At 53.4% G+C, this 24,494-nt stretch carries 26 protein-coding genes; 16 read left to right on the top strand and 10 right to left on the bottom strand.

Annotated elements, in window-relative coordinates:
- The 3 genes from PMI17_RS16765 to PMI17_RS16755 are packed head-to-tail and all read right to left on the bottom strand — an operon-like array spanning nt 1 to nt 2,963.
- Nucleotides 1–774: a hypothetical protein gene (locus PMI17_RS16765; RefSeq protein ID WP_007890736.1), complete on the bottom strand. Its 774-nt coding sequence runs from the start codon at nt 772–774 to the stop codon at nt 1–3.
- Nucleotides 767–1,894 carry a phosphoribosyltransferase domain-containing protein gene (locus tag PMI17_RS16760; RefSeq protein WP_007890735.1) on the bottom strand — a complete coding sequence of 376 codons (1,128 nt, stop codon included), beginning with the start codon at nt 1,892–1,894 and terminating at the stop codon, nt 767–769. The genes PMI17_RS16765 and PMI17_RS16760 overlap by 8 nt, the downstream gene beginning before the upstream one ends.
- A gap of 10 nt (nt 1,895–1,904) precedes the next feature.
- Nucleotides 1,905–2,963 carry an ATP-grasp domain-containing protein gene (locus tag PMI17_RS16755; RefSeq protein WP_007890734.1) on the bottom strand — a complete coding sequence of 353 codons (1,059 nt, stop codon included), beginning with the start codon at nt 2,961–2,963 and terminating at the stop codon, nt 1,905–1,907.
- A gap of 320 nt (nt 2,964–3,283) precedes the next feature.
- On the opposite strand from PMI17_RS16755, the gene PMI17_RS16750 reads away from it, so the two are divergent.
- The 7 genes from PMI17_RS16750 to PMI17_RS16720 all read left to right on the top strand — a co-directional run bounded on the left by PMI17_RS16750 (nt 3,284) and on the right by PMI17_RS16720 (nt 9,179).
- Nucleotides 3,284–3,868 carry a TerD family protein gene (locus PMI17_RS16750; RefSeq protein ID WP_007890733.1) on the top strand — a complete coding sequence of 195 codons (585 nt, stop codon included), beginning with the start codon at nt 3,284–3,286 and terminating at the stop codon, nt 3,866–3,868.
- On the top strand, nt 3,868–5,055 hold the full coding sequence (locus PMI17_RS16745; RefSeq protein WP_007890732.1) for a TerD family protein: 1,188 nt from the start codon (nt 3,868–3,870) through the stop codon (nt 5,053–5,055). Before PMI17_RS16750 ends, PMI17_RS16745 begins: the two co-directional genes overlap by 1 nt.
- 20 nt (nt 5,056–5,075) lie before the next feature.
- Complete coding sequence (locus tag PMI17_RS16740; protein ID WP_007890731.1) at nt 5,076–5,531, top strand: tellurite resistance TerB family protein; 456 nt, start codon at nt 5,076–5,078, stop codon at nt 5,529–5,531.
- A 23-nt stretch (nt 5,532–5,554) separates the two neighbouring features.
- Nucleotides 5,555–6,592 (top strand): TerC/Alx family metal homeostasis membrane protein, encoded by a 1,038-nt coding sequence (locus PMI17_RS16735; RefSeq protein ID WP_007890730.1) that lies wholly within the window; start codon nt 5,555–5,557, stop codon nt 6,590–6,592.
- A gap of 50 nt (nt 6,593–6,642) precedes the next feature.
- Nucleotides 6,643–7,221, top strand: a complete 579-nt coding sequence (locus tag PMI17_RS16730) for a TerD family protein (RefSeq protein ID WP_007890729.1) — start codon at nt 6,643–6,645, stop codon at nt 7,219–7,221.
- A 69-nt stretch (nt 7,222–7,290) separates the two neighbouring features.
- A complete protein-coding gene (locus PMI17_RS16725) occupies nt 7,291–7,866 on the top strand; it encodes a TerD family protein (protein ID WP_007890728.1) in 576 nt (191 codons plus the stop codon).
- A gap of 83 nt (nt 7,867–7,949) precedes the next feature.
- Nucleotides 7,950–9,179 (top strand): VWA domain-containing protein, encoded by a 1,230-nt coding sequence (locus PMI17_RS16720; RefSeq protein WP_007890727.1) that lies wholly within the window; start codon nt 7,950–7,952, stop codon nt 9,177–9,179.
- A gap of 18 nt (nt 9,180–9,197) precedes the next feature.
- Here the strand turns inward: PMI17_RS16720 and PMI17_RS16715 are convergent, their stop codons facing one another.
- Both PMI17_RS16715 and PMI17_RS16710 read right to left on the bottom strand, forming a co-directional pair.
- The gene (locus PMI17_RS16715; protein ID WP_007890726.1) at nt 9,198–9,878 is read right to left on the bottom strand and encodes an HAD family hydrolase; all 681 of its coding nucleotides are present in this window, start codon (nt 9,876–9,878) and stop codon (nt 9,198–9,200) included.
- 111 nt (nt 9,879–9,989) lie between these two features.
- Nucleotides 9,990–11,114: an AI-2E family transporter gene (locus tag PMI17_RS16710; RefSeq protein ID WP_007890725.1), complete on the bottom strand. Its 1,125-nt coding sequence runs from the start codon at nt 11,112–11,114 to the stop codon at nt 9,990–9,992.
- Between the two features lie 281 nt (nt 11,115–11,395).
- On the opposite strand from PMI17_RS16710, the gene PMI17_RS24930 reads away from it, so the two are divergent.
- Nucleotides 11,396–11,635, top strand: a complete 240-nt coding sequence (locus PMI17_RS24930; RefSeq protein WP_007890724.1) for a DUF1272 domain-containing protein — start codon at nt 11,396–11,398, stop codon at nt 11,633–11,635.
- Here the strand turns inward: PMI17_RS24930 and PMI17_RS16705 are convergent.
- On the bottom strand, nt 11,587–12,099 hold the full coding sequence (locus PMI17_RS16705) for a DUF523 domain-containing protein (RefSeq protein WP_007890723.1): 513 nt from the start codon (nt 12,097–12,099) through the stop codon (nt 11,587–11,589). The two genes, PMI17_RS24930 and PMI17_RS16705, sit on opposite strands and share 49 nt — an antisense overlap.
- Before the next feature lie 766 nt (nt 12,100–12,865).
- Between PMI17_RS16705 and PMI17_RS16700 the strand changes: the two genes are divergently transcribed.
- A complete protein-coding gene (locus PMI17_RS16700; protein ID WP_007890722.1) occupies nt 12,866–13,357 on the top strand; it encodes an RcnB family protein in 492 nt (163 codons plus the stop codon).
- 109 nt (nt 13,358–13,466) lie between these two features.
- A complete protein-coding gene (locus PMI17_RS16695; protein WP_007890721.1) occupies nt 13,467–14,300 on the top strand; it encodes a Cof-type HAD-IIB family hydrolase in 834 nt (277 codons plus the stop codon).
- A gap of 42 nt (nt 14,301–14,342) precedes the next feature.
- On the opposite strand, the gene PMI17_RS16690 is transcribed toward PMI17_RS16695, so the two are convergent.
- A complete protein-coding gene (locus tag PMI17_RS16690; RefSeq protein WP_007890720.1) occupies nt 14,343–15,653 on the bottom strand; it encodes an iron-containing alcohol dehydrogenase in 1,311 nt (436 codons plus the stop codon).
- Between the two features lie 125 nt (nt 15,654–15,778).
- On the opposite strand from PMI17_RS16690, the gene gntT reads away from it, so the two are divergent.
- On the top strand, nt 15,779–17,095 hold the full coding sequence (gene gntT / locus PMI17_RS16685) for a gluconate transporter (RefSeq protein WP_007890719.1): 1,317 nt from the start codon (nt 15,779–15,781) through the stop codon (nt 17,093–17,095).
- A 39-nt stretch (nt 17,096–17,134) separates the two neighbouring features.
- Here the strand turns inward: gntT and PMI17_RS16680 are convergent, their stop codons facing one another.
- Both PMI17_RS16680 and PMI17_RS16675 read right to left on the bottom strand, forming a co-directional pair.
- Nucleotides 17,135–18,217, bottom strand: coding sequence for a malate/lactate/ureidoglycolate dehydrogenase (locus tag PMI17_RS16680; protein WP_007890718.1), 1,083 nt, complete (start codon nt 18,215–18,217; stop codon nt 17,135–17,137).
- A gap of 107 nt (nt 18,218–18,324) precedes the next feature.
- Nucleotides 18,325–18,570 (bottom strand): hypothetical protein, encoded by a 246-nt coding sequence (locus PMI17_RS16675; protein ID WP_007890717.1) that lies wholly within the window; start codon nt 18,568–18,570, stop codon nt 18,325–18,327.
- 943 nt (nt 18,571–19,513) lie between these two features.
- Between PMI17_RS16675 and pagP the strand changes: the two genes are divergently transcribed.
- From pagP to PMI17_RS16655, 3 genes are all read left to right on the top strand, one after another.
- Complete coding sequence (pagP, locus tag PMI17_RS16665; RefSeq protein WP_007890715.1) at nt 19,514–20,101, top strand: lipid IV(A) palmitoyltransferase PagP; 588 nt, start codon at nt 19,514–19,516, stop codon at nt 20,099–20,101.
- A gap of 150 nt (nt 20,102–20,251) precedes the next feature.
- On the top strand, nt 20,252–20,461 hold the full coding sequence (gene cspE / locus PMI17_RS16660; RefSeq protein ID WP_007890714.1) for a transcription antiterminator/RNA stability regulator CspE: 210 nt from the start codon (nt 20,252–20,254) through the stop codon (nt 20,459–20,461).
- 358 nt (nt 20,462–20,819) lie between these two features.
- Nucleotides 20,820–21,245 carry a GNAT family N-acetyltransferase gene (locus PMI17_RS16655; protein WP_007890713.1) on the top strand — a complete coding sequence of 142 codons (426 nt, stop codon included), beginning with the start codon at nt 20,820–20,822 and terminating at the stop codon, nt 21,243–21,245.
- Here the strand turns inward: PMI17_RS16655 and PMI17_RS16650 are convergent.
- Nucleotides 21,229–22,584: a PLP-dependent aminotransferase family protein gene (locus PMI17_RS16650; protein ID WP_007890712.1), complete on the bottom strand. Its 1,356-nt coding sequence runs from the start codon at nt 22,582–22,584 to the stop codon at nt 21,229–21,231. The two genes, PMI17_RS16655 and PMI17_RS16650, sit on opposite strands and share 17 nt — an antisense overlap.
- Before the next feature lie 137 nt (nt 22,585–22,721).
- On the opposite strand from PMI17_RS16650, the gene PMI17_RS16645 reads away from it, so the two are divergent.
- Together PMI17_RS16645 and PMI17_RS16640 are read left to right on the top strand one after the other, a co-directional pair.
- The gene (locus PMI17_RS16645) at nt 22,722–23,681 is read left to right on the top strand and encodes an ABC transporter substrate-binding protein (protein WP_007890711.1); all 960 of its coding nucleotides are present in this window, start codon (nt 22,722–22,724) and stop codon (nt 23,679–23,681) included.
- A 3-nt stretch (nt 23,682–23,684) separates the two neighbouring features.
- Entirely contained in the window at nt 23,685–24,479 is a 795-nt protein-coding gene (locus PMI17_RS16640) for a deaminated glutathione amidase (RefSeq protein ID WP_007890710.1), read from the top strand.
- Nucleotides 24,480–24,494 lie beyond the last annotated feature (15 nt).

The raw sequence follows: 24,494 nt of genomic DNA, 5'->3' as shown, positions 1-24,494 counted from the left end.
TCATTGTTCTCCGAATAGGGATTGGTTGATGCGCTCGGCAAACTGGCTTTGACGTGGAATGCCGTACCAGCTGCACAGCTTCATAAAGCGGTGATCGCTGAGGCTGTCGCCGAGGCCAATCACCGGGAACACGCCGCGTTCTTTACGCAGTTTTTCCAGCAGAAAGCTGACGGCTAAGCCTTTTTCCACCACGTTCGGCAGCCAGGCCACATTGTTGCTATTGCGATGGATGTAGTAGCCGGCAGTCGGGAAGCGTTGCTCGATTTCATCGGCGATGGCGTAAAGCTCTGCGAGCCGCGTGCTGTCGCGATGCTTCATCACCAGATAGATCGGCGTCACGCCATATTCATAGTTGATGCGCGCCCAGCCATTGATGTCGCGTTCTGCCATCAGGTCGGTAATCGCTTGCTGCATGGAGAGCAGCGCCGGACCGTAAGGCATGAGTTGTTCCAGCATGTGCGCGCGCCATTCGGCATCTTCCTCACCTTGCGGATTGAGGATCACTGCGCCGTGCGTGGTCACTGCCCAGGAACGGAAAGGGACTTGCACGCGGGCAATCTCTTCGGTGCCGCGTGCGGTGACCGGGATCAAATCGGCTTGCTCAATCATCCAGTCGACGAGCATCGACTGCTCCTCAGTCATAAAGCTGCGTGGCTGCAGGCTGAGATCGAGCGCGCCGGTGCGGAACGGCTCAAGATCCAGCTCGTCCACCATTTTGCGGCGCGTTTGAAATAGCGTGTCGTCGAGGTCGGAAAAAATCACCGGCTTATTCATAGCTAATCACCTCAACCTGGGGCGCAACCTTGGCCAGTGCCGCGGTTAACAGCGGGTCCACGCTGTCGACGGGCGTTTCGATGCACAACAAAATGCGGTCAAACTGTTGATGCGCCACGTTATAAACAAAGTTGGCGATGCCGAGGCCGTAGTTATCGCCGAAGGCAATCGCCGATTCGATGGCAAAACCGGTGGCGATCGGTGAACGCGTGGTGGAGCTGTATTTCACCTGCGCGCCCTGCGTCGCCAGCCGTTCGGCCAGCAGGAAGGGTTCCCAGACAAATTCACTGCTGCCGAGCACGAGAATTTTCTCTCCCGGCTGCGCCTGAATGGCTGTACCGAGATCGGCGGTGGGGGCTGCCATGCCGAGTCGGCCCCAGCTCTGTTTACCGGTAATTGGCACGGTGGCAGCATCGTTGAGTGCGACGGCGGGCATCGGCGGCAGCGCGGCATCCGGGTCCTGCTGCCAGTGCCAGTCACCTTGCACCAGCGATATGCTGCGCAGCGCAACCGGACAGCGCGCGGCTAGCGCCTCGCCGCTCCAGTCGGTGAGGGTGACGGCGATAACCTGCTCGATCTGCTTTAAGCCGCCGTCGTTGCGCAGCGCTTCGAGCAGATTGATAAAGGTGTTGCCGGTGGTGGCTTCGTCATCAATCATCACCAGCGTGCGCGCATTCAGCACCCGATGGCGCAGCTGCGCGTCATCGGGCAAATAGATCAGATGATCGGTGGCGTGGCTATGATTCTCTTTAAACTCGCACAGTAAATCGGCCTGCTGCGCATGGCGCGTCGAGGTGAGATACACCGCTTCGCCTGCGCGCTGGCGCACTTCATCGAATACGCCTGCGCCCAAGCCAACGGCGGTTTCAGCCATGCCGATAAACAGCACCGGGCCCTCAGCGAAAGGCGGAAACTGCTCGGCCAGTTGGCGATAAACAGCGCGCATTTTTTCCGGCTCAACTGGAATATGGCGGCCGAGCACTTTACTGACGAACAGGAAAGCGCGCTTGGGATTGCGACGTTCGGCGATCTCAAACAGGTCGTCGATGGCGCTAATGCCGCCGGTGGGCGTGACGGTCAGCGTGCCGCATGAAAGCGTCCTGCTCCAAAGTGTGGTCATGGAATGTTCCTCATTGAACCTGGTTGGACAGGACGGAGTTGTAAGCGACCACGTCGCTCAGCGCGCGGACGGTGGCTGGCGCGAAGGCGCTGCGGGATTCGTCGATTGCCTGCTGCTGACTGATCAAGCCTAGCTGGCGTAGCGCAAACAAGCCGGGAAGATTTATGCCGCTGAAGCGCGTGTAACCAATGCCGCCGGAAGGACGCATATTGATCTCCAGTAATAACGGTTTGCCGCTGGCATCATTGCGCGTCTGCACGTTGATCAATCCATCGGCGCCCATGGCTGCAGCACAAGCTTGTGCCAGCTCAAAGGCTTCGCCGCTGTGCTCGAGATACTGCAACGCACCCTCTTTGCGACGCGCCACGGCGGCCAGCACTTTGCCGTTTTCCGCCAGCATATCGACGGAATATTCCGGCCCCGGCAGCCACGGCATTAATACCAGCGGTTCCATGCTGTCGGCGGCTTCAAGCGCCTGGAGGTAATATTTTGCATTAACCCGGCGTGCATCCGGATGAGTGAACGCCGCCATCGGCGAGACGCTTTCATCAAACTGCCAGAATCCCATGCCATAAATGCCTTTAACCGGTTTTACGCACAGCGGCAGATCGCCAAACGGCTGGCTGGCGATCAGCTCACGTAACTGAGCCGGTGAGTCGACGCGCAGCGAAGGCACCACCGGCAGGTTGAGGCTCTCCATGCGCTGGGCAAACGCGACTTTATCGTCAGCCAGATCCAGCATGGCGAGATCGCGCGCGCCCGTGGTTAAGCGTGCGCCGCTGGCTTCAATGGCAGCGCGATGTGCCTCAAACCAATGGGCATGGCGGCCAGTATGAATCGCCTGAATGGCGTATTTTTCTACGGTAGAAAGAATAAATTCGAGGCGCTGATTAACATCGTTGGGTTCTATTAATGCATGATCCGCCAAAGAAAGTATTTCATTACGCTGTTGGCGATGCGATGCATAAATCGACACATTGTAGTTATGTTTTTTAGCTGTAGACGTAATGCCAGTAATTATATCGCGCTGGGAGGATAAACCTTCCATTAGCCAAATTTTGTGAGACATTTCTAATTATTTCCGCAGGAGGCTTGCCGGTGGGTTATGGATTGCGAGTGTATTTATCACGCCGTAACTAGTCAATCATAATATGATTTTTTACCCTAACGTAACCTTATGAATTTTAATGTAAAGAATTGTCATGTTTAGTGCGTGGGTTGAACTGCGGTGATTTGCTTAAGTTGTTCTTATAAAACGATTTATTTTGTTTCATGAAATTGCTGTGAAAATTAATGCCGCTCATCAATATCATCATGATATGATTTTGGCCTCATGGAATTTGAAGCAAATATAAAACCCTTTTCAAACCTGTTTGAAGGAATTATGACATGGTTTCATTAAGCAAGAATCAGACGGTCTCACTCAGCAAACAAACCGCTTCGCTGAATAAACTCCATTTCGGCTTAGGCTGGGATCCAATTAAAAAGAAAGGCTTCATGGGCAAGCTTTTCGGTGGCGGCAGTGATTCAATTGATCTCGATGCCAGCTGCGTATTACTGGATCAAGCCGGTAATGCCATTGATACCATCTGGTTCCGCGCATTGACCTCGAAATGCGGTGCCGTTAAGCACAGCGGCGATAACCGTACCGGCGAAGGCGATGGCGACGATGAAGTGATCAACGTCGAATTATCACGTCTGCCGGCCAACGTTGAGTATCTGGCGTTTACGGTGAACAGCTTCCAGGGCCAGACCTTCAACGAAGTGGAAAATGCTTTCTGCCGCGTCGTCGATCAAAATGGCAAAGAGCTGGCGCGCTATGAACTGACCGAGCAAGGCAGCCACACCGGCATCGTGATTGCTTCCCTGCACCGCAACGGCGGACTGTGGGACTTCACGGCGCATGGCCGCGCGAGCGCGGGTCGTACCATCGACGCGATGCAAAACGACATCGTTGCCGCAGTGGTGCGCTAATGAATATGACGCCGGGGAGCAATGCTCCCGTTCCCGCAAATCTGCTGACGGTGCGCGTGCTGTCTGGCGGCGCCGTTGATGCTTCGGCATTTCGTCTGTTCGCCAGCGGCAAAGTGAATGGCGATGCCGACATGGTGTTCTACGGTCAGCCGGATAACGATGATCGTACCATCAGCCTGAAAAGCGAAGGGCATAATTCTGCCTTTGCTGTCGATCTCAACCGCTTGCGTCCGGAGGTACAGAAAGTTGCTTTCACCGTCACCTGTGACGGCGGCCGCAACGTGTCGGGTTTGCAACGCCTGGCCATTCAGGTGGAGCAGGGCGGCGAAGTGCTGCTGAACGGCAGCGTGGAGCTGGTGGGACGTCAAGAAGCGGCGTTGATCCTCGGCGAACTGTACCGTCGCAATAATGACTGGAAATTCCGCTTTATTGCACAGGGTTTCAACGGCGGCCTGCAGCCGCTGGCGGAACATTTTGGTGTCGATGTGGCTGAGCCGGCACCAACGCCTGCTCCAGCGCCGCAGGCGGCTCCAGCACCAGCTCCAGCTCCAGCACCAACGCCTGCACCGGCAAAAATCAATCTGAGCAAAGTTTCTCTCACCAAAGAGAAACCAGCCATCAGCCTGACCAAGCGCGATAACTTCGGTGAAATCCGCATTAACCTCAACTGGCATCGTGAGACGAACAGCGGTGGCGGCGGATTGCGCTCCTTCTTCGGCGGCAATAAAGGCGTGGATCTCGATCTCGGCGCCTTCGTTGAGCTGCAAGACGGTTCGCGCGGCGTGATTCAGGCACTCGGCGGCAACTTTGGCGCCATGCATGCCAAACCTTTCGTACACTTGCAGGGCGACGATCGCACTGGCGAGGTTACCGATGGTGAATGGCTGCACATTAACGGTCGCGAGTGGAGCCAGATTCGTGAAGTGCTGATTTTTGCCTTCATCTACCAAGGCGCGGCCAGCTGGGACAAAACGGATGGCGTAGTGACGCTGCACATCCCAGACCAGCCACCGATTGAAACGCGTATGACGGAAGGGGAGAACCGCCGCAACATGTGTGCGATTGCTCGCCTCGTCAATGAGAACGGCAGTATCCGCGTCGAGCGTATCAATCAGTTCTTTAACGGGCATTCCGATATGGACAAAGCTTTCGGTTGGGGATTCAACTGGCGAGCCGGTTCCAAATAATTACAGACAGAGGATCTACTATGAGCTTTTTCAACAAGGTCAAAGGGGCATTTAACTCCGGCCGCGATGAGCTGACCAAACAGGTTAGCCGCTTTAAAAATAAGAAATTTATGCAGGGTACAGTCGCAGTCTGCGCGCGCATTGCGGTTGCAGATGGCGGCGTGAGCGCAGAAGAAAAACAGAAGATGATCGGTTTTCTGCGTGCGTCTGAAGAATTGAAAGTTTTTGATACCACGGAAGTGATTGAGTTCTTCAACAAGCTGGTAAGCAGCTTCGATTTCGATCTGGAAATCGGCAAGGGCGAAACCATGAAGTACATCCTGGCATTAAAAGATCAGCCGGAAGCCGCGCAGTTGGCGATCCGTGTAGGTATTGCCGTCGGTAAAAGTGATGGTGATTTTGATGCTGACGAGCAAAAAGCGGTGCGCGAAATCGCCGTGGCTTTGGGCTTCGATCCAGCAATATTTGGGCTTTAAGTTTCGTCCTTTAAGGGTTAATCATGGTATCTACACACATTGGCTTTCCAGCTGAAACCGTCGCGGTGTTCATCGCGCTGTCAGTGGGGGCTATTTTTATCGACCTGTTCATGCACCGTGGCGACAAGCCAATTTCGCTGAAAAGCGCGGCGTTATGGTCGGTGTTCTGGGTTGCAGTGGCGATGGGTTTCGCCGGCTTCCTCTATATCCATCACGGCGCTGAAGTTGCCAGCCTGTTCGTGACCGGTTACGCGCTGGAGAAAGTTCTTTCCGTCGATAACCTGTTCGTGATGATGGCGATCTTCTCGTGGTTTGCCGTTCCGGACCGCTATCGTCACCGCGTGCTCTACTGGGGCATCATCGGTGCTATCGTCTTCAGGGGCATCTTCGTGGCGATCGGTACCGGCTTGCTGAGCCTCGGTCCGTACGTCGAAATCGTGTTTGCGCTGATCGTAGCGTGGACGGCGGTGATGATGCTGAAAAGCGGCGACGACAGCGACGAGATCGAAGACTACTCGCAGCACCTTGCCTATCGCGGCGTGAAGCGCTTCTTCCCGATCTGGCCAAAAATGCGTGGCAACGCCTTCCTGCTGAATCAGAAGGAAGTCGATGAAGAGCTGCAGAAGCCAGAAAACAAAGATGTGACGGTCGGTCGCGGCAAGAAAGCGGCGCTGTATGCCACGCCGTTGATGCTGTGTGTGGCGGTGGTTGAACTCTCTGACGTGATGTTCGCCTTTGACTCGGTGCCGGCGATTATCGCGGTGAGCCGTGAACCGCTGATCGTCTATAGCGCCATGATGTTCGCCATCCTCGGCTTGCGTACTCTGTATTTCGTCCTTGAAGCATTGAAGCAGTATCTGGTTCACCTGGAGAAAGCCGTTATCGTGCTGCTGTTCTTCATCGCGGTGAAACTGGGTCTGAATGCTACCGATCATATCTGGCATCACGGCTACAGCATCTCTGCTAGCGCCAGCCTGTTTGTGGTACTCGGCGTGTTAGCGGTCGGTATTGTGCTCAGCGTGATGTTCCCCGGAAAACCCGAGGAAAAAGAAGAGAGCTGATCTTCAACCAGTAATGAGTCTGAAAAATCATTAACCAAGAGGTAATTACAATGAGCGTTTCTCTTTCTAAAGGCGGTAACGTTTCGCTAAGCAAAGCGGCACCAACCATGAAAAACGTCCTCGTTGGCCTTGGCTGGGATGCACGTTCCACCGATGGTCAGGACTTTGACCTTGATGCGTCAGCGTTCTTGCTGTCCGCCAGCGGCAAAGTGCGCGGCGATGCTGACTTCATTTTCTATAACAACCTGGTCTCTTCTGACGGTTCCGTTTCGCACACCGGTGACAACCGTACCGGTGAAGGCGATGGCGATGATGAATCGCTGAAAATCAAACTGGACCTGATCCCCGCTGACGTCGACAAAATTGTATTTGTGGTCACCATCCACGATGCACAGACCCGTCGTCAGAGCTTTGGCCAGGTTTCAGGCGCGTTTATCCGCCTGGTTAACGATGACGACCGCAGTGAAGTGGCGCGTTACGATTTGACCGAAGATGCTTCAACCGAAACCGCTATGCTGTTTGGCGAGCTGTACCGTAACGGTGCCGAGTGGAAATTCCGCGCGGTTGGCCAGGGTTATGTCGGTGGTTTGGCCTCGGTATGTGCTCAGTACGGTATCAACGCGTCTTAATTGCTGACTTAACTCTCACGGGCAGCCGCGCGCTGCCCGCATCATCCAATTAAAAGCAGGAGCTTTAAAATGGCAGTTTCTCTGGTAAAAGGCGGTAACGTTTCCCTGACTAAAGAAGCACCAACCATGAATGTTGCCATGGCGGGTCTGGGTTGGGATGCACGTGTAACCGATGGTCAGGACTTTGACCTTGATGCTTCAGTGTTTATGGTTGGCGACGACGGTAAAGTGCTGAGCGACAGCGGCTTTATCTTCTTCAACAATAAGCTGAGCGCTTGTGGTTCCGTTGAGCACCAGGGCGATAACCGCACCGGTGCCGGCGATGGCGATGACGAGCAGGTGAAAATTACCCTGTCTAAAGTGCCGGCTGATGTGAAGAAGCTGGTGTTTGCGGTCACCATTTATGATGCAGAAGCGCGTAAGCAGAACTTCGGCATGGTGAGCAACAGCTTTATGCGTATCTTCAACAATGATAACGGCGCCGAAATTGCCCGTTTTGACCTGTCTGAAGATGCTTCGACCGAAACCGCGATGGTGTTTGGCGAGCTGTATCGCAACGGCACAGAATGGAAATTCAAAGCCGTTGGTCAAGGCTTCGCAGGCGGCCTGGCAGCGCTGGCTTCGCAGCACGGCGTGAGCGTCTGATTTAAAATAGTGTTATTAAAGCCCCGGCTGGTCCGGGGCTTTTTACTATCTAAAGGACGCATCCTTAACAGGAGGTTAAAAGTATGATGTTACAACCGGGCCAGAATCTCCCGCTGCAAAGCCTGCAGCTGACGCTTCGCCTGCACTATGCCGCCACATCCACCTTCAGCGGTGAGTTGGATTGCAGCGTTTTCCTGCTTAATGCCAACGGCAAAGTGCGGGGTGATGACGACTTCATCTTCTTCAATCAGCCCGCCACAGCCAATCGCAGCGTGGTGATGCAAAACACGCCGCAGGGCTGCAGCCTCACGTTGGATCTGAATAAAATCGCTGCAGACGTAAGCAAGATTGCCATCACCTTAGTGATTGACGGCAATGAGACGCTGACCGCGCTCAACACGTTGACTCTGACAGCAGAGAATATTGCTCACTTCAGCCCGGAAACGCAGGGGCGCAGCGAGAAAGCGCTGATCCTGGCAGAAGTTTATCGTCACAACGGCGGCTGGAAACTGCGAGCATTAGGGCAGGGATTCAACGGTGGACTTGAACCTCTGGCACGCAATTTTGGCGTCGATATCGCGCAACCCGCTGCGCCAACGGTGGTTAGCCTGGAGAAAAAACTGCAGGAGATAGCGCCGCGGTTAGTGAGCCTGGCAAAAAATGCCACCGTTAGCCTGAGCAAATATCAGCTGCAGACGGTAAAAGCGAGAGTGGCGTTTGTGCTGGATGCTTCAGGATCGATGAAAGGGCAGTTTAGCAAGGGCAACGTGCAGGCGGTACTGGATCGTATTGCAGTGCTGGCGGCGCAGTTTGATGATGACGGTTCGATGGATGTCTGGGGCTTTGGTCAGCAACACGCAAAATATCCCGATGTCACGCTGGACAATCTTGATGGCTATATCGCTATGATTCAGCGTGGTGGCAAGCAGTCAGCGTGGGAGATTTTACCCGGACTGGGCGGCACCAATAACGAGCCGCCGGTAATGGAAGAGTTGATTGATACCTTCCGCCACAGTGACTTACCGGTATACGTAGTGTTTATTACCGATGGCGGAATCAGCAAAACGCGCGCCATTAAAGAGGCGATTCGCCGCTCGGCAAATTATCCGATCTTCTGGAAGTTCGTCGGGCTCGGCGGCAGTAACTACGGTATTCTGCAGGATCTGGATAACTTCAACGATCGCCGCATCGACAACACCCATTTCTTTGCCATCGATAACTTCGCCAGTCTGGCTGAGGATCGTTTGTATGATTTGCTGTTGGAGGAGTTTAAACCCTGGCTGGATGCGGCAAAGGCTGACCGGATTTACTGATCAGCCGATATAGCGCTGCTAAGGATCAAGACGCAACATGCGCAGTTTTTCCATCGGCACGCGGCGTTTTTTCCACGTTGGATGGAAATGACGCCAGTGCGGGTCCTGCGCGGCGGCCAGTAATTCAAAATCACCGCGCGTATCGCCCCAGGCGCGCAGGTGATAGTTATGCAGCGGGCCGTAGACGCTTTCCAGTCGCTTGACCTTTTGCCCGCAGCGGCAGTTGTGACCGGTAATCTTGCCAGTGAGAATGCCGTCCACCACCTCTAATTGGGTGCCGATCAGATTGATGCCCAAACGCTCAGCAAACGGCTCTAACACCATCGCAGGCGAGGCGGAACAGATGGTCACTTGCGCGCTGGAGTTCACCTCAGCAGCCACCGCCAACAGGCCTGCCGGGCGCATCAACTTGTTCCAGTTTGCCGCGCAGAATAGCTGCGCCTGCTGACGAATCCACTTCTCCTCGACGCCGGTCAAAAAGGTTTTAATCAGCACTTCTTTCAGCTCATCACGCGTCAGCTTTTTCCGCATGCAGTGCAGCGTGGGCAGCGCTAGCCTGGCAATTTTGCGCGCAAAAGCGCGTTTGCCAAAACTGAAGCGCAGAAACGGGATGAAGCTATCGTGAATGGTCAACGTGCCGTCAAAATCAAACACTGACAGCACCTGATTTTCACGCGCTAAGGAGGATTCCATGGACATGTTGTTCTCTTTTCGTGCAAGCCGTAATGAATGCAACGATGATAGCAAATGGTGAGACGATATTCTCATGCAGGATTGCGGCTACCGATAAACGGTAGCCGTTTGAAATGCTTACTCGTGAATCTTTCCCTCTTCCTCGCGGGTTTTACCTTCCTCGATAAACTCTTCGTCGATCTCTTCTGAGTTCTCACGGTTATCGCGGCCGGAGAGCAGATTCCAGCAGGCAATAAACAGCGCGGCAATGAGCGGTCCAATCACAAAACCGTTGATGCCGTACACTTCCATACCGCCCAGCGTTGAGATCAAAATCAGATAGTCAGGCATTTTGGTGTCTTTACCCACCAGCAGCGGACGCAGGATGTTATCCACCAGACCCACCACCACCACGAAGAAACCAATCAGGAACAGGGCTTTCCAGATGGCGCTGGTGGCGAAGAAGAAGATGGTCGCTGGCACCCAAACAATCGCCGAGCCCACCGCTGGAATCAACGACAGGAACGCCATCAAGGTGCCCCATAACAAGCTGCCATCAATGCCGGTGATCCAGAAGGCGATGCCGCCAAGCACCCCTTGCACCACTGCAACCACCACCGTGCCTTTTACTGTGGCACGCGATACCGCCGCAAACTTCATCATCAAATGATGTTTAACGTAGGTTGAAAGCGGCAGCGCTTCCAGCATCAGATTGACCAGCCAGGCGCCGTCTTTCAACAGGAAGAACAGCAGGTAAAGCATCACGCCAAAACCAACGGTAAAGGTGAAGGTGCCTTTCCCGATCAGGAACACGCTGCCAGCCATGTACTGGCCGCCTTTCAACGCAAAGCCAGAAAGCTTTTGCTGAATCTCTTGTGCGTTGTTCAGGTTGTTTTCGGCGAGATAATTGCGCGCCCAGGAAGGCAGATGCTGCAGCAAATCAGCAAACACCGCCGGGAACTGTGCGGAGTTGTTTTGCAACTTGGTGTACACCGTGTTGACTTCAACCACCATCGAAGAGGTGATCAGCGCCAGCGGGGTGAACACAATCAGGCAGATAATCAGTAACGTCGCAAACGACGCCAGGCCGTTACGATCGCCCATTTTGCGGCGCAGCAGCGACTTTAAGGGATGGAAGATCACCGCCAGAATCGCGGCCCAGAAAATGGCAGAGAAATAAGGTGTCAGCACATCAAAAAAGGCGAAGGTAACGATCGCCAAAATAACGATAAAAAAGCCTAAATTAAGTCCTTTAATACGCATTACATAGTCTCGTCAGTAGATATCGCGACTGAACTATAGAACGCCTGACGGGGATTGTAATGTTTTTAGCAAAGATGGTTCGCTTATAGCCGTCATCAATCAATCTGTAGGGGGGTGGGTTCGCAAGTCAAACGCTCGCGATTCATACACTTGCCGTCTTTTTACCTTACATGGCCTCAAATACACTCTGTCCCTATTTGTCCGCTTGATGTCTGTTCATTGGCTGGTGCAGCGTCACGATTACGGTAATGATGGTGGCTGTAAATCTCAGGAGGAAAATCATGCTGGAACTACGTCCCAACTGCGAATGCTGCGACAAAGATTTGCCGCCGGAGTCGCCCGATGCGCGCATTTGCTCATTCGAATGCACCTTCTGTGTCACTTGTGCGGAAGGCTCGCTGGCGCAGTGCTGTCCGAACTGCAGCGGTGAACTGGTGCGACGACCGATTCGACCGGCGGCGGCGTTAGCGCGTCATCCTGCATCAACCACGCGACATTTATCCGCCTCCGCCACACGTTGAATCAACGCGGTCAGCTGTGATTCGGCAAACACTTCGATGCCGTGCTGCAGGAGCAATGCGGCAGCAACGCCTTGACCGGATTGCCGTTGGCCGCTAAAACTGCCGTTATAAACCTGCTGACTGCCGCAGGTTGGGCTGCCATCGGTGAGCAGAGCAAACCGGCAGTGTGCCTCTTGCGCCGCGCGCAGCGCTAACCACGCGGCTAATACGTAATGCTGCGTGACATCCCGGCCATCGGATTCAATGATGCGCGCCGCGCCGGTAAGCACCTGTTCCGCGCTGCCACCGGCAATTTCGGCCGGTAAACGTGGCGTGTGTAAACCGGCCGCCAACTCCGGACAGTGAATTACCAGCCGCTGTTCGCTGCGCCAGCGCGCTAACGTTGCTGAGACCAGCGCTTTATCGCTGCCGTTATAGCGCACTGCATACCCCATAAGACAGGCGCTAACTAATATTTTTTCCATGTAAACGTTTTCCTTAAATAACGGCGCTGGCAAAACCGTAGTATTAAAGTGTTACGTAACAAACGTAATATTGAGCGCAGTATTAATCACTGTCGTGTATTAATGGGGCGCGCAGGTGATGTTATCGTATTAATAGCGGGGAGAATGGTGAATAACGCTGAACTCTGATCGGTAAATCAACGTTTTTAACATGAGTGTTATGATCATTTTATTGATAATTATGACTTTTATTGATTGGGGGGATGGTCTCTATGTCATCTTTATAGCCCGATTTTTTATCTGCGTTGCGTTCTGGTCAGAGCACAGACCTTATTTATATTGAAACAACGTTGCGAAAAATTTTATTTTTTCCTGACGATTAATTTTTGCGTATTTTTCTGAAAAACAGCGCTTTTCCAAAGAAATTTTCACATTTAAATGGTATTGTTTATCGGCAATGCTAGTGATGTGGCGTTGTGTGCTTCAGTTTTACCCTCAACGTTGTAGGGTTTACCCTCTTGATGTTATTTATGGAAATTGAATTATCCTCCCGATCCTGGCGATCGGGCTTTTCTTTTATTTCCTGGCCTGCCACCAATAAACGCGGTCACGTGCCTTCGATCCCGTTAATGTCAGAAAATAAACAATCGTTAAGAAAGTGATAATTTGGCGTAATTTCCTGTAAGTATCGGGTTTTTAAGAGTTTTGGAAATGCTTTTCTGTCTCCATTTAATCAATAGTAATGCTTAACGGCAGCGCAACCGCCGTTATCATTGGAGGCAACATCATGAAAAAAACAACGCTCACTCTTATTGCGTCACTTATTGCATGCAGCACACTGTTTTCAAGCACCTCGTGGGCGGATGGCCCGGGGGATCAGCGCTGGCAGTCGCACGGCGGCGATCAGCATCAGGATCATGGACGCGGCCCGGATCATGGCGGTGACCGTGGACCGGATCGCGGCAATAATCACGACCGCAGCGACCGTCACGATCGCGGACCTGGCCCGGATCGTCACGACCGTTATGCCGACCACCGTATGCCGGAAGGTCATCACGGCGGCGATCGTTTCGCCTGGGGCGGTCATGATTTCCGCCGCGGCTATCCGGCACCGCCGGAGTTTCGTGGCTCGCACTATCGCGTAGATGACTGGCGCGATCGCGGTTTATATGAACCACCACGTGGTGAGCATTGGGCCAACATTGACGGTAATTATGTGCTGGTGGCCGCAGCAACCGGTATCGTCACGGCGATTCTGCTCAACGGCGGCTTTAACTAATTTCCCCTCACGGATGGCAGCGGCCATCCGTGTTTCTCTCCGCTTTATCCGCTCACCAGGTTATCCTCTCTACGACCCGTTTTTCCTTTCAATACGTTAAGGAGTGATGATGACCGTGGTAAAAATGGTGGCGGTGGATAAAGACGGCACCTTCCTCGACGACAAAAAACAGTTCAATCGCGCGCGTTTTCACGCCTGCTATCAGCAAATGAAACAGCGTGGCATCAAATTTGTGGTAGCCAGCGGTAACCAATATTACCAACTCAAATCCTTCTTCCCCGATATCGCCAGTGAGATCGCCTTCGTGGCGGAAAATGGCGCATGGATTATCGATCGCGATGAAGAGTTGTTCTGTGGTTCGTTCTCTCGCCAGGACATTGATGCGGTGCTGGATACGTTACACAACGGCAATTATCCCGAGTTGCGCTACATTCTGTGCGGACGCGAAAGTGCCTACTACTTCGAAGGCCTCGATGAAAAATGGCTGGTGAAGATGCGTCACTATTGCCATCGCCTGAAGGCTATCCGCAGCCTGGATGAGGTGGCAGACGATAAGCTGTTTAAGTTCGCGCTGAATCTGTCGGATGATTATGTTGAACCGCTGATGGCGGACATCGAACGGCTGCATCACGGCGCCGCAGCGGCAACCTCCAGCGGTCACGGTTCAGTGGATTTGATTGTGCCGGGCAACCATAAAGGTCACGGCCTCGACCTGCTGGGCCAACGCTGGGGCATCGATCGCAGTGAAATTCTGGTGTTTGGCGACGGCGGAAACGATCTCGAAATGCTGCAGCAGTCCGGCTTTAGTTTTGCCATGGCTAACGCGCCGCAAAAGGTGAAAGACGCCGCGCGCTTTGCAGCGCCCAGCAACAATGAAGAGGGCGTGTTACAGGTGATTGAGCAGATGCTGGCCGGTAAACCGCCGTTTAATATCTCAGAGTAGCGTCTTATCGCGCAGCGGGCGGCTTAGGCTGCCCGCTCACACTTAGACGATGCGCCAGGCGGCGGTGATCATCTCGGTTAACGTTGGTGCATCGTAGCTAACCCAACCGTTTTTGCTGTTGGCGCGTGCGACAATCCAGTCAACGTCGGTGGCTGACAGCGTGGGACCGTCCAGCCAGAAGGGCGTAATTGCGTGCTGCTGGATCCACGCTTTCAGCGCTAAGGCCGGCGGGGCGGGATCGTCCGGCAGCAGCTGTTGACCGAGTTGCGCCATCAAACGTTGCTGCTCGGCATGTTCGGTTTCTGCCAGCACATCGAGGAACGGGAACAGCAAACGGCCACACACTTCACCGTGATGGAACGGTTTGATAGCCCCCAGCTCGCCGGCAATTCCGTGGATCACGCCTAATCCGGCGCTGCTTAGACATACGCCGCCTAACCAGGATGCCATCATCATCGCTTCGCGCGCGGCATCACCACGCCCATCTTCACAATTCAAATCCGGCCACGCTTTGAAGAACAGCTGCAGACCGTTGAGCGCGGTTTGCTGAGTGAACAGGTTGCCTTTGCGCGACAGGTAAGCTTCGAATAAGTGGGTGAAGGCATCGATCGCGCAGGTTGCCAGCACGCTGTCCGGCGCGCCTTTCAGCAGGTCGGGATCGAGAATCGCCACCTGCGGCACAAATACCGGATGGCGCAGCGAAGCTTTGACCTGAATGTGTTGCTGATCGGTCACCACCGCGTTTTGCGTGGCTTCGCTACCGGTGCCTGCCGTGGTGGGGATGGCGATCAGCGGCAGGGTCACGGCTTGTACCGGCGTATCGCCCACTTTCTCCAGATAGCGTGCGGTGCTGAGCGGATGCTGCATCATGGCGCTGAAAGCTTTGGCGGCATCCAGTACGCTGCCGCCGCCAATCGCTACCACACGATCAACATGGCCGCGCCAGCGCCGCACCCAGCCATCGATCTCATCCGGCGAGGCTTCATGGCTGACGATCTCATAACCGATGATCTGATCGTTGAGCGCGTTCCCTAAACGCGCCCAGGCAGGACCATTCAGAAATGAGCGGCCACAAAACAGTAGCGTGGGCTGGGTATTGGCCGCCAGCAGCGGAATTAACTGGTCAATACTGCCGCGACCAAACAGGGTTTGTTGATTACTGTACAACTCGATCAGATTCTCACTCACCTGCACATCCTTCTTGTTTGGCGTAAAGACTTTAGTGTAACCAAAAGCCGTGACACTCCTTCTGCAAACATTCTGATAACCCGCAGGAAAAAAGTTGATCACCTTCGCAAAACAGAAATTCCGCCGCTGCGCCAGGTGCTTTATGCCCAATGTTACCCTTAACATGATACCCGTAACATCGTCGGAAAGGGGAGGTTCCTGTTCCGCATGCTGCTTAATCTTATGTCCTCTGGGATAACCATAACAAACCGCTGCCGGTATCTCACCGCGCGCAAAAGTGGAGAAAAATTATGCCATTACTCTATGTGGCGATTGGCGTAGCGTTACTGCTGCTGCTGATGATCCGTTTCAAACTGAACGGATTTATTGCGCTGATTCTGGTAGCGCTGGCCGTGGGCGTGATGCAGGGCATGCCGGTCAATAAAGTTATCATCTCGATTAAAACCGGTGTTGGCGGCACGCTGGGCAGCCTCGCGCTGATCATGGGTTTCGGCGCGATGCTGGGTAAATTGCTGGCGGATTGTGGCGGGGCGCAGCGTATTGCTACCACGCTGATCGCGAAATTTGGCGAGAAGCATATTCAGTGGGCGCTGGTATTGACCGGTTTCACCGTGGGCTTTGCGCTGTTCTATGAAGTGGGCTTTGTCCTGATGCTGCCGCTGGTATTCAGTATCGCCGCTTCCGCACGGGTGCCACTGCTGTACGTTGGTGTGCCCATGGCCGCCGCGCTTTCGGTAACGCACGGTTTTCTGCCACCGCATCCGGGCCCAACGGCGATTGCCACCTTGTTCAACGCTGATATGGGTAAAACGCTGCTGTACGGTACGCTGCTGGGCATTCCCACGGTTATTCTCGCTGGTCCGGTTTATGCGCGTTTCCTGAAGAGCATCGATAAGCCGATCCCGGAAGGCTTGTGGAATCCAAAAACCTTTACTGAAGCAGAGATGCCGGGCTTTGGCGTTAGCGTCTGGACCGCATTGGTGCCGGTAGTGCTGATGGCGTTACGCGCAGTGGCAGAGATGCTGCTGCCGAAAGGTCACGTGCTGCTGCCGTACGCGGAGTTCTTTGGTGATCCGATCATGGCCACCCTGATTGCGGTGCTGATTGCTATCTTCACGTTCGGGTTGAACCGTGGACGCAGCATGGATGAGGTGATGGGCACCATTAGCGATTCGATTAAAATCATCGCGATGATGCTGCTGATCATTGGCGGCGGCGGGGCGTTTAAGCAGGTGCTGGTGGACAGCGGCGTCGACAAATATATCGCTAATATGATGCATGAAACCAACCTGTCACCGATCTTCATGGCGTGGTCGATTGCTGCCGTGCTGCGTATTGCGTTGGGTTCGGCCACCGTGGCAGCGATCACCGCAGGCGGGATTGTCGCGCCGCTGATCGTTACCAGCGGTGCCAGCCCCGAGTTGATGGTGATTGCGGTGGGTTCCGGCAGCGTGATTTTCTCTCACGTTAACGACCCGGGCTTCTGGTTGTTTAAGGAGTACTTCAACCTGACTATCGGCGAAACCTTCCGCTCATGGTCCGCACTGGAAACCATCATTTCAGTGTGCGGGCTGGTGGGGTGTTTGCTGCTCGCCAGTGTTATCTAAATCTTAAGGCTGAGGCGCTCTGCCTCAGCCGTTTGCGGTTTACTGCGTTAGTGCGCGGAACGCCGCAAGTTCTTCGGGCGGCATGCCTGCTTGCCGCGCTGCCTGGCAAATTTGCTCCCAGCTGTTGCTATCCAGTGGAATGCCGTCGCGGCCGCGCGTCACTCTGTTTTGCTCTTCCCACTCGCCCGGTACCTGAATGGGAGCATCGCCGCTTTGCGGTGACTGTTTCACCCAATCAAGGAATGATTCCGCTTCTTCCTGCATCGCCGGCGCGTCAAAAGCATCCGGATTAACAATGATGGTGGTCATGCAGTTAAAAATGGCATCGTGGCTGGTAACCAGCGTTGCATCGTGCGTGGTGCGGCCGCCGGACAGCGCTCCGCCAAGAATTTCGCATAGTGTTGCCAGCGCATAGCCTTTATGCAGCCCAAATGGCATCAGCGAACCGTATGGTTCCTGATGCATCACGCCGGGTTCGGTAGTGGGTTGGCCCTGATGATCGATGAGATAACCTGGCGCAACCTGCTGCTGTTTATTCCACGCCACCCGCGTTTTACCGAAGGCGATACCGCTGGTGGCGAAATCCAGCAGCAGCGGTGTGGCATTACGACGTGGGAAAATGGCACAGAAAGGATTGGTACCAAAACGGCGATCGCTGCCGTTAAACGGTGCCACCATCGGATCGCCCATAACGTTGACGAAGTGAAAAGAGACAAAACCGGCTGCAGCACACTGTTCCGCCCAATGACCGATGCGGCCAATATGGTGTGAATGGTGTAAACCTACCGCTGCAATACCTAACTTAGCGGCACGTTCGATGCCGAGCTGCATCGCCTCAAAGGCCGCAACCTGGCCAAAACCGTTATGACCGTGCAGCGTTAATACGGCGCCGGCATCTTTTTCGAGGGTGGCATGTTGATTAAGCTGCAGAAAACCTTGTGCCAGAGAATTCATATAGCTGGGAATCATGCCGACGCCGTGTGAATCATGGCCAGCCAGGTTTGCGGCAACTAAGTGATCAGCAACCAATTGCGCTTCTTCCGCGCTGCTGCCTGCATGGAGCCAAATGGCCCGGACAAACTGATGAAGGTGGGAAGGGGGAATACGATGCTGGCTACTCACGCGGTCAATCTCCTTATCATGGTCAATAGCGCATCCTGCGACGAAAACAGTGATAACCGCAAGTCAGCAATGCATAAGCAAAGGGCCACAAGCTGTGGCCCAAAAACTCAGTGCGGCTGTTCGAAGCCCGCTTTAACCATCTGATCGCGCAACGCACGCGTGATTTCACGGTTCCCGCCCGTGATGGGATAAATGACATTGTTGACGACATCGTCAAGATAGTGCTCTTCAAACTCCTGCATGGTGAGTTGCGTACCACCTTCATCGTTGATGGCAATGCTGCCACTGATGTGGTTGCCGTAATCCTTTGCCTTAAGGCTATAACGCCCCATGCTGGTATTAATCGTACTCATAAGAATCTCCTTGTTACGTAGGCATTGATAACAATTGAGGCCTCTTCAGGCGCTGTAAGTTTAGACTGCGTACAGCCGCTGAGTGCGTTAACACAGGGGAAGAAAATCGAAGGCTGCGACCCGTCTCGCAGAAATTAATTTGTGGCAAGCGAAACGCAGCAAATGCACGTGACCATGTTCGCAGTGGGCGGCGAAAGCAGAATAATCATCTATACTGGTTTGCAGACACGTTATTTTTCATACTTGAAGGAGCGAACAATGAAAATAATTCTGTGGGTTATCGCCATCATCTTCATCGTTGGGTTACTGACGCTTACGGGTGTGTTTAAACTGATTTTCTGACAAGTACAGGCACCTGCGGGTGCCTGAATTTTTTATTCGGCATAGGATTTGACCGCCTCCTCAGGAATTGTCTTTTTACGGACAATATCGCGCAGATCAAGCGGCTTATAACACTTCGCGCAGCAGGCACCATGATGGTGTGGTAAATCGACCTTTTCGTTAGCAGACAACGTGTAGAAAAATTTAGCGCAACCGCAGCGGCTACAGCAAATAGTCATCTCAATTCCTTCCTCTCCGTCCTGGAGTAGCGAGATTTATCTTATTCGTGCGGTGAGTTCAATTGATAAATTTTATTAACTTATTCCCTGAGTGAATGATTAGCGCTAAGTCACTGAATGCTATCTTATTGCCAAAAGTTATCATCACTGCATGTTTGCATTTTTTGTATATATCCCTGCGTGACCTACCTGTTTACCCGCCATTTCGAATCCTGTCTGCTGATTGAGGTAAAATTGACCACTCAATCAGTAAACAACCAAGAATCGGCCTGGAGTGATTGCGCCGTTTTTTTAATACACTTTTCGCTAATAACCTTAAAACGCGGGAGTTGATAAGCGTGTAATGATTGCTTATTGCTCACTGTCGTTTTCTGCATGACTTAATGGGAAATATTGTTGTGAATCGGCACTTTTCTGCAGCGTTATTGAGCTGCATTTTGACCTCTTCGGTCACCTTTTCAGCATCAGCGGTAACAGCATCACAAGCCATCAAATCTGGCTGGAATACCTTTAGCGACAACGTTTCTAAAACCTGGTCGCAACCACAGAACTACGATTTTTATCTGCCCGCCATAACCTGGCATAACCGCTGGACTTATGACGATGAGCACATCGACAAGTACAACGAGCGGCCGTGGGGTGTTGGTGCAGGCGTATCGCGCTGGGACGAGAAAGGTAACTGGAACGGCCTGTATCTGATGGCGTTTAAGGACTCATTTAACAAATGGGAGCCGATAGGCGGTTACGGCTGGGAAGCGACCTGGCGACCGTTAAACGATCAGAATTTTCACGTAGGTGCAGGTTATACGGCGGGCGTGACGGCAAGGGACAACTGGCGATATATTCCTGTTCCCTTGATTTTACCTTTAGCATCAATTGGATATGGTCCAGCTACTTTCCAAATGACTTACATTCCCGGTACTTACAATAACGGTAATGTCTATTTTGCCTGGTTGAGATTTGAGTTTTAAGCGTTAGCGCCGTGCAGAAAGTGTGATCAGTATGCAAAAAATCAATATTTATCACTTTTTCATCAAATCGCACTGGACAAATGTCACCGCAATTGCTGTACTAGACGTCGACACAGTTTAGTGTCCTTTTTTCATGTAAAGGTAATATAGATGTCTAAGATCAAAGGTAACGTAAAGTGGTTTAATGAGTCGAAAGGCTTCGGTTTCATTACTCCAGAAGATGGCAGCAAAGATGTATTCGTACATTTCTCTGCAATCAACAGCAACGGTTTCAAAACTCTGGCTGAAGGTCAACGCGTTGAGTTCGAAATCACTGACGGCGCTAAAGGCCCATCAGCTGCTAACGTTATCGCACTGTAATTTAACAGTTCGAATTCTGAAAACCCGCCTTCTGGCGGGTTTTTTTTATTCTTTTTTTAAGCATGCCACCAAACAAGTATCCAGGCGATAACAGCAAACGTGGTTAAACTCATCGCCATCAACTCATCGAATGAACGCGGTATCAAATCTTTCATTTTATCGGCCTCATAAGTTCATTTTCCCCAGCATGACAACGACAGATTAAGCCCGCCTTAAGCCGCCATGACATTTTCGTGACAAGGCAGATTCTGCGGCGCATCTCACAGATAGCTTGCGTAACATCCCTACAACAATCCTTACTTGCAGATTTTTGTCCGGCAACGCTATATAACTGCTCAGGGAAAAGTGAGGAGGCAGGATGAATATACGTCAGGCACAGGCAAAAGACAGTTTTGCCTTGAGTGCGCTGTTAACCGAATTGGGATACAGCGCAACGGAAGGATTTATCGATACGCGTTTGGCTCAGCTTTGTAACCATCCAGATGAAATACTGCTGGTGGCGGAACACGGCAGCCAGGTGCTGGGTTTTCTGTCATTACACTTTATTCCGCAACTGGCATTGGCGGGCGATTTTGCCCGTATCAGCTATTTCTGCATAGCCGAAGGTGAGCGCAGCAAGGGCAGTGGGCAGCAATTGTTGAATCATGCTGAACAGCTGGCGCGTTCACGCGGGTGTGATCGTATGGAAGTGCACTGCCACTCATCGCGTCTTAAAGCCAACCAGTTTTATGCGCGGGAAGGCTATGTGGAGTCACCGCGCTATCACATCAAAGCTCTGAGCTAAGGTTAAGCTCACGTCCGCTAGCAATCACAATGGCATCGGCGATGCTGTCGAGCTGGGCAAAAGGCAGCAGCGCCGCGCTGACGCGAATGAATTGCCGGCTGTTAATGCTACAGCGTTCTCCTGGCAGCACGGCGATACCGCGCGCAGCTAGCGTGATCATGGCGTATTGCTCGGATTCCACTGGAATCCACACGCTCAATCCATCACGCTCATCTAACTGCAGACCGCGTTTCGCCAGGGCGGCCAGCAACAGCTGGCGACGCTGCGCATAAGTCGCTTTGGCGTGCTGAATACGTTGCTGAGTATCTTCATCGTTAAGCATCCACGCCACGGCATCCTGCAAAATACGGCTGGTCCAGCTCACGCCGAAGTTACGCCAGGCTTGCAGGCGTTGCACCATTTCTGAGGTGGCGGATAACACTGCCAGGCGCAAATCCGGGCCATAGGCTTTGGAGAACGAATGCACATGCAGCACACGTTGCGGATAGTGGAAGCCAAGGCTCCATACTGGCCAGCGCGACAAATCGCCAATGCCATCATCCTCGACGATAATGGTGTTGCTGTTGGCCAGCACGCGGGCTAATTCCGCGCTGCGTCGTTGGCTAACGCTGTGGCCGGTGGCTGAATGCGTACGCGGCTGATAGATAAACATCGCCGGTGATTTCTGCATCAGCGTGGCCAGTGCGGAGGGGATCGGGCCTTGCTCATCGCACGGAAGTGGCAAAATCTCGGCACCAATATTGTCCAGAATATCCAGCAGACGCGTGGCCGTCGGATCTTCGATGACGACACGATCGCCTGGCGAAAGCAGGGTTTGCACGATGAGATTCATCGCATCAAACCCGCCGTCGGTGGCTAGCCAGGCTTCGGCAGGATAGGGCCAACGCGGTGTCACCGCATCCTGCAATTGAGGTGAAATGGCCTCGCGCTGATAGCTATTCAATTGTGGAGAAGCAATGCCTGCCAGCATCGCCTGGCGCAAATCGGGTAGCAATGACGGATCGGGCGAGGCCATCGCTAGTGATGCCTGAACATTCTCACCGTAATTCCCAATTTTCTCGAAACGAATCGGTCGCGGCATCACGCTGTTACCGCTAACCCATACGCCGCTGCGACCTTTTCCCGCCAGCACTTTCTGCTTTTTCAGCTGTGACCAGGCGGCGGAAACGGTGGCCGGACTCACACCTAATCGCTCCGCCAGCTCGCGCACCGCGGGCATTTGCATGCCAACAGCAATCTGTCCGTCGCGAATCAGGGTTGATGCCGCATGCGTGATGCCTTTCACCGAAGCGTCAGTAATTTGCTGACTGAGCCAGTCCAAATCCACACTTTGCGTCATAAGAAAATCCTTTGTTCAGTAACAAATAATAGATTGTTCAGATTAGTATTCGCGTTTTAGACTCAAATTCAAGCACTATTTGCTGCATAAATAATCACAGCCACAGGGCTGGCAGAACAGACGAGGAAGGCATAACTATGATTACCATCAGACTGGCGGTGCGTGACTGGGATTACTTCACCCCGCTGGCGCTTGGCGATATCAAGCCGGAAGGTTTTGCGCTGGAGATCGATCGCGTCGGCACTCTGGTGGATAACCTGGCGACGAGCGAGCAATACGATGCGGGCGAAGTATCGTTTAGTCGATTTGCTCAGGCGCGGGCGAAAGGTGACACCTCGTTGTTGGGCTTGTCACACTTTCTGATGCGCGGTTTCCGTCAGCGCTGCATCATCACCCGCGCCGATAGCCCAATCACTTCACCGGCACAGCTGAAAGGCAAAAAGATTGGCGTGACCGGCTGGCAGGATTCGGGCAATACCTGGACGCGCACCGTGTTACGTGAAGCGGGCGTGGAGATCGATGATGCGTACTGGTTTGCCGGTCGTTTAACCGCGGATCATCCGATTGTTGATCGTTTGGCCGGTTTTGGTCGTCCGGGCCGTATTGAACCGGCGCCAGGTGAACGTCCACTGATCGAACTGCTGAAAGCCGGTGAGCTGGATGCGGTGTTTACGCCATTTATGCCGGAAGGCTTTTTCCTCGCCGATTCTGGATTGCGCCAGCTGCAGGTCGATTTCGCTGGCGCTGAACGCGACTACTTCAATCGCGTCGGTTATGTGCCGGGCATTCATATCCTGGCGATCAAGCCTGCGCTGGCAGAAGCGCATCCGTGGCTGCCGCAGGCGCTAAGCGAAATCATCGACCGTTCCTACCAGATGTGGATGAAGAAGCGCGAGAAATATGCCGACACGACGCCGTGGCTGCTGGATGATTTGCGACGCACCGCGCAGGAATTACCCGCCAACTGGAATCATAACGGCTTTACCGCTAACAAAAAGATGATTGCCGACTTTGCTAATGAGCTGTTCCAGCAAGGTTTAACCCAAACATTGCTGACGCCGGAAGCAATTTTCCCGGCAGCGGCGCAAGGAGAGTAAAAGATGAAAGTAGCAATGGGGCAATTTGCCGTCAGCCGTGAATGGCAGGAAAACACCGATATTTGCATCGGACTGATGCAGCAGGCGCTGTTGGGCGGCGCAGATCTGCTGGTTTTGCCGGAAGGCGTGCTGGCGCGTGATATCGCCGATCCCGATTTAGTACTGAAAGCCGCGCAGCCGCTTGACGGCCCGTTCGTCACGCAGCTGCTGGCCGTCAGCAAAGGTAACAACCTGACCACCATGATGAGCGTGCACGTGCCAACTGCAGGCGAGAAAGCGCTCAATGTACTGATCGCCATTCGCAACGGTGAAATCATCGCGGAGTACGTGAAACTGCACCTTTACGATGCCTTCGCCATGCAAGAGTCGCAGCGCGTCAATCCCGGGCATGAGATTCCGCCGCTGGTCGAGGTGGCAGGCATGAAAGTGGGCCTGATGACCTGCTATGACGTGCGCTTCCCGGAGCTGGCGCGTCGTTTAGTGCTGGATGGCGCGGATGTGCTGGTGCTGCCCGCGGCGTGGGTGAAAGGCCCGCTAAAAGAGATGCATTGGGAGCTGCTGACCACGGCGCGCGCGCTGGAAAACACCTGCTATATGGTGGCGGTTGGCGAGTGCGGCCCACGCAATATTGGTAACAGCTTGGTGATCGATCCGCTGGGCGTAGCGATTGCCAAAGCGCCTGAATCGGCCGCGCTGGTGTTTGCCGATCTCGATCCGCAGCGCATTGCCTATGCGCGCAGCGTGCTGCCGGTGCTGGAAAATCGCTGTTTTTCTCGTCCTGAACTTAAAACACGTTGATTGCTGGGGAATCTA

Source organism: Pantoea sp. GM01, from assembly GCF_000282675.1.
Lineage (GTDB): Bacteria > Pseudomonadota > Gammaproteobacteria > Enterobacterales > Enterobacteriaceae > Pantoea > Pantoea nemavictus.
This window is presented reverse-complemented; position numbering and strand designations above follow the sequence as displayed.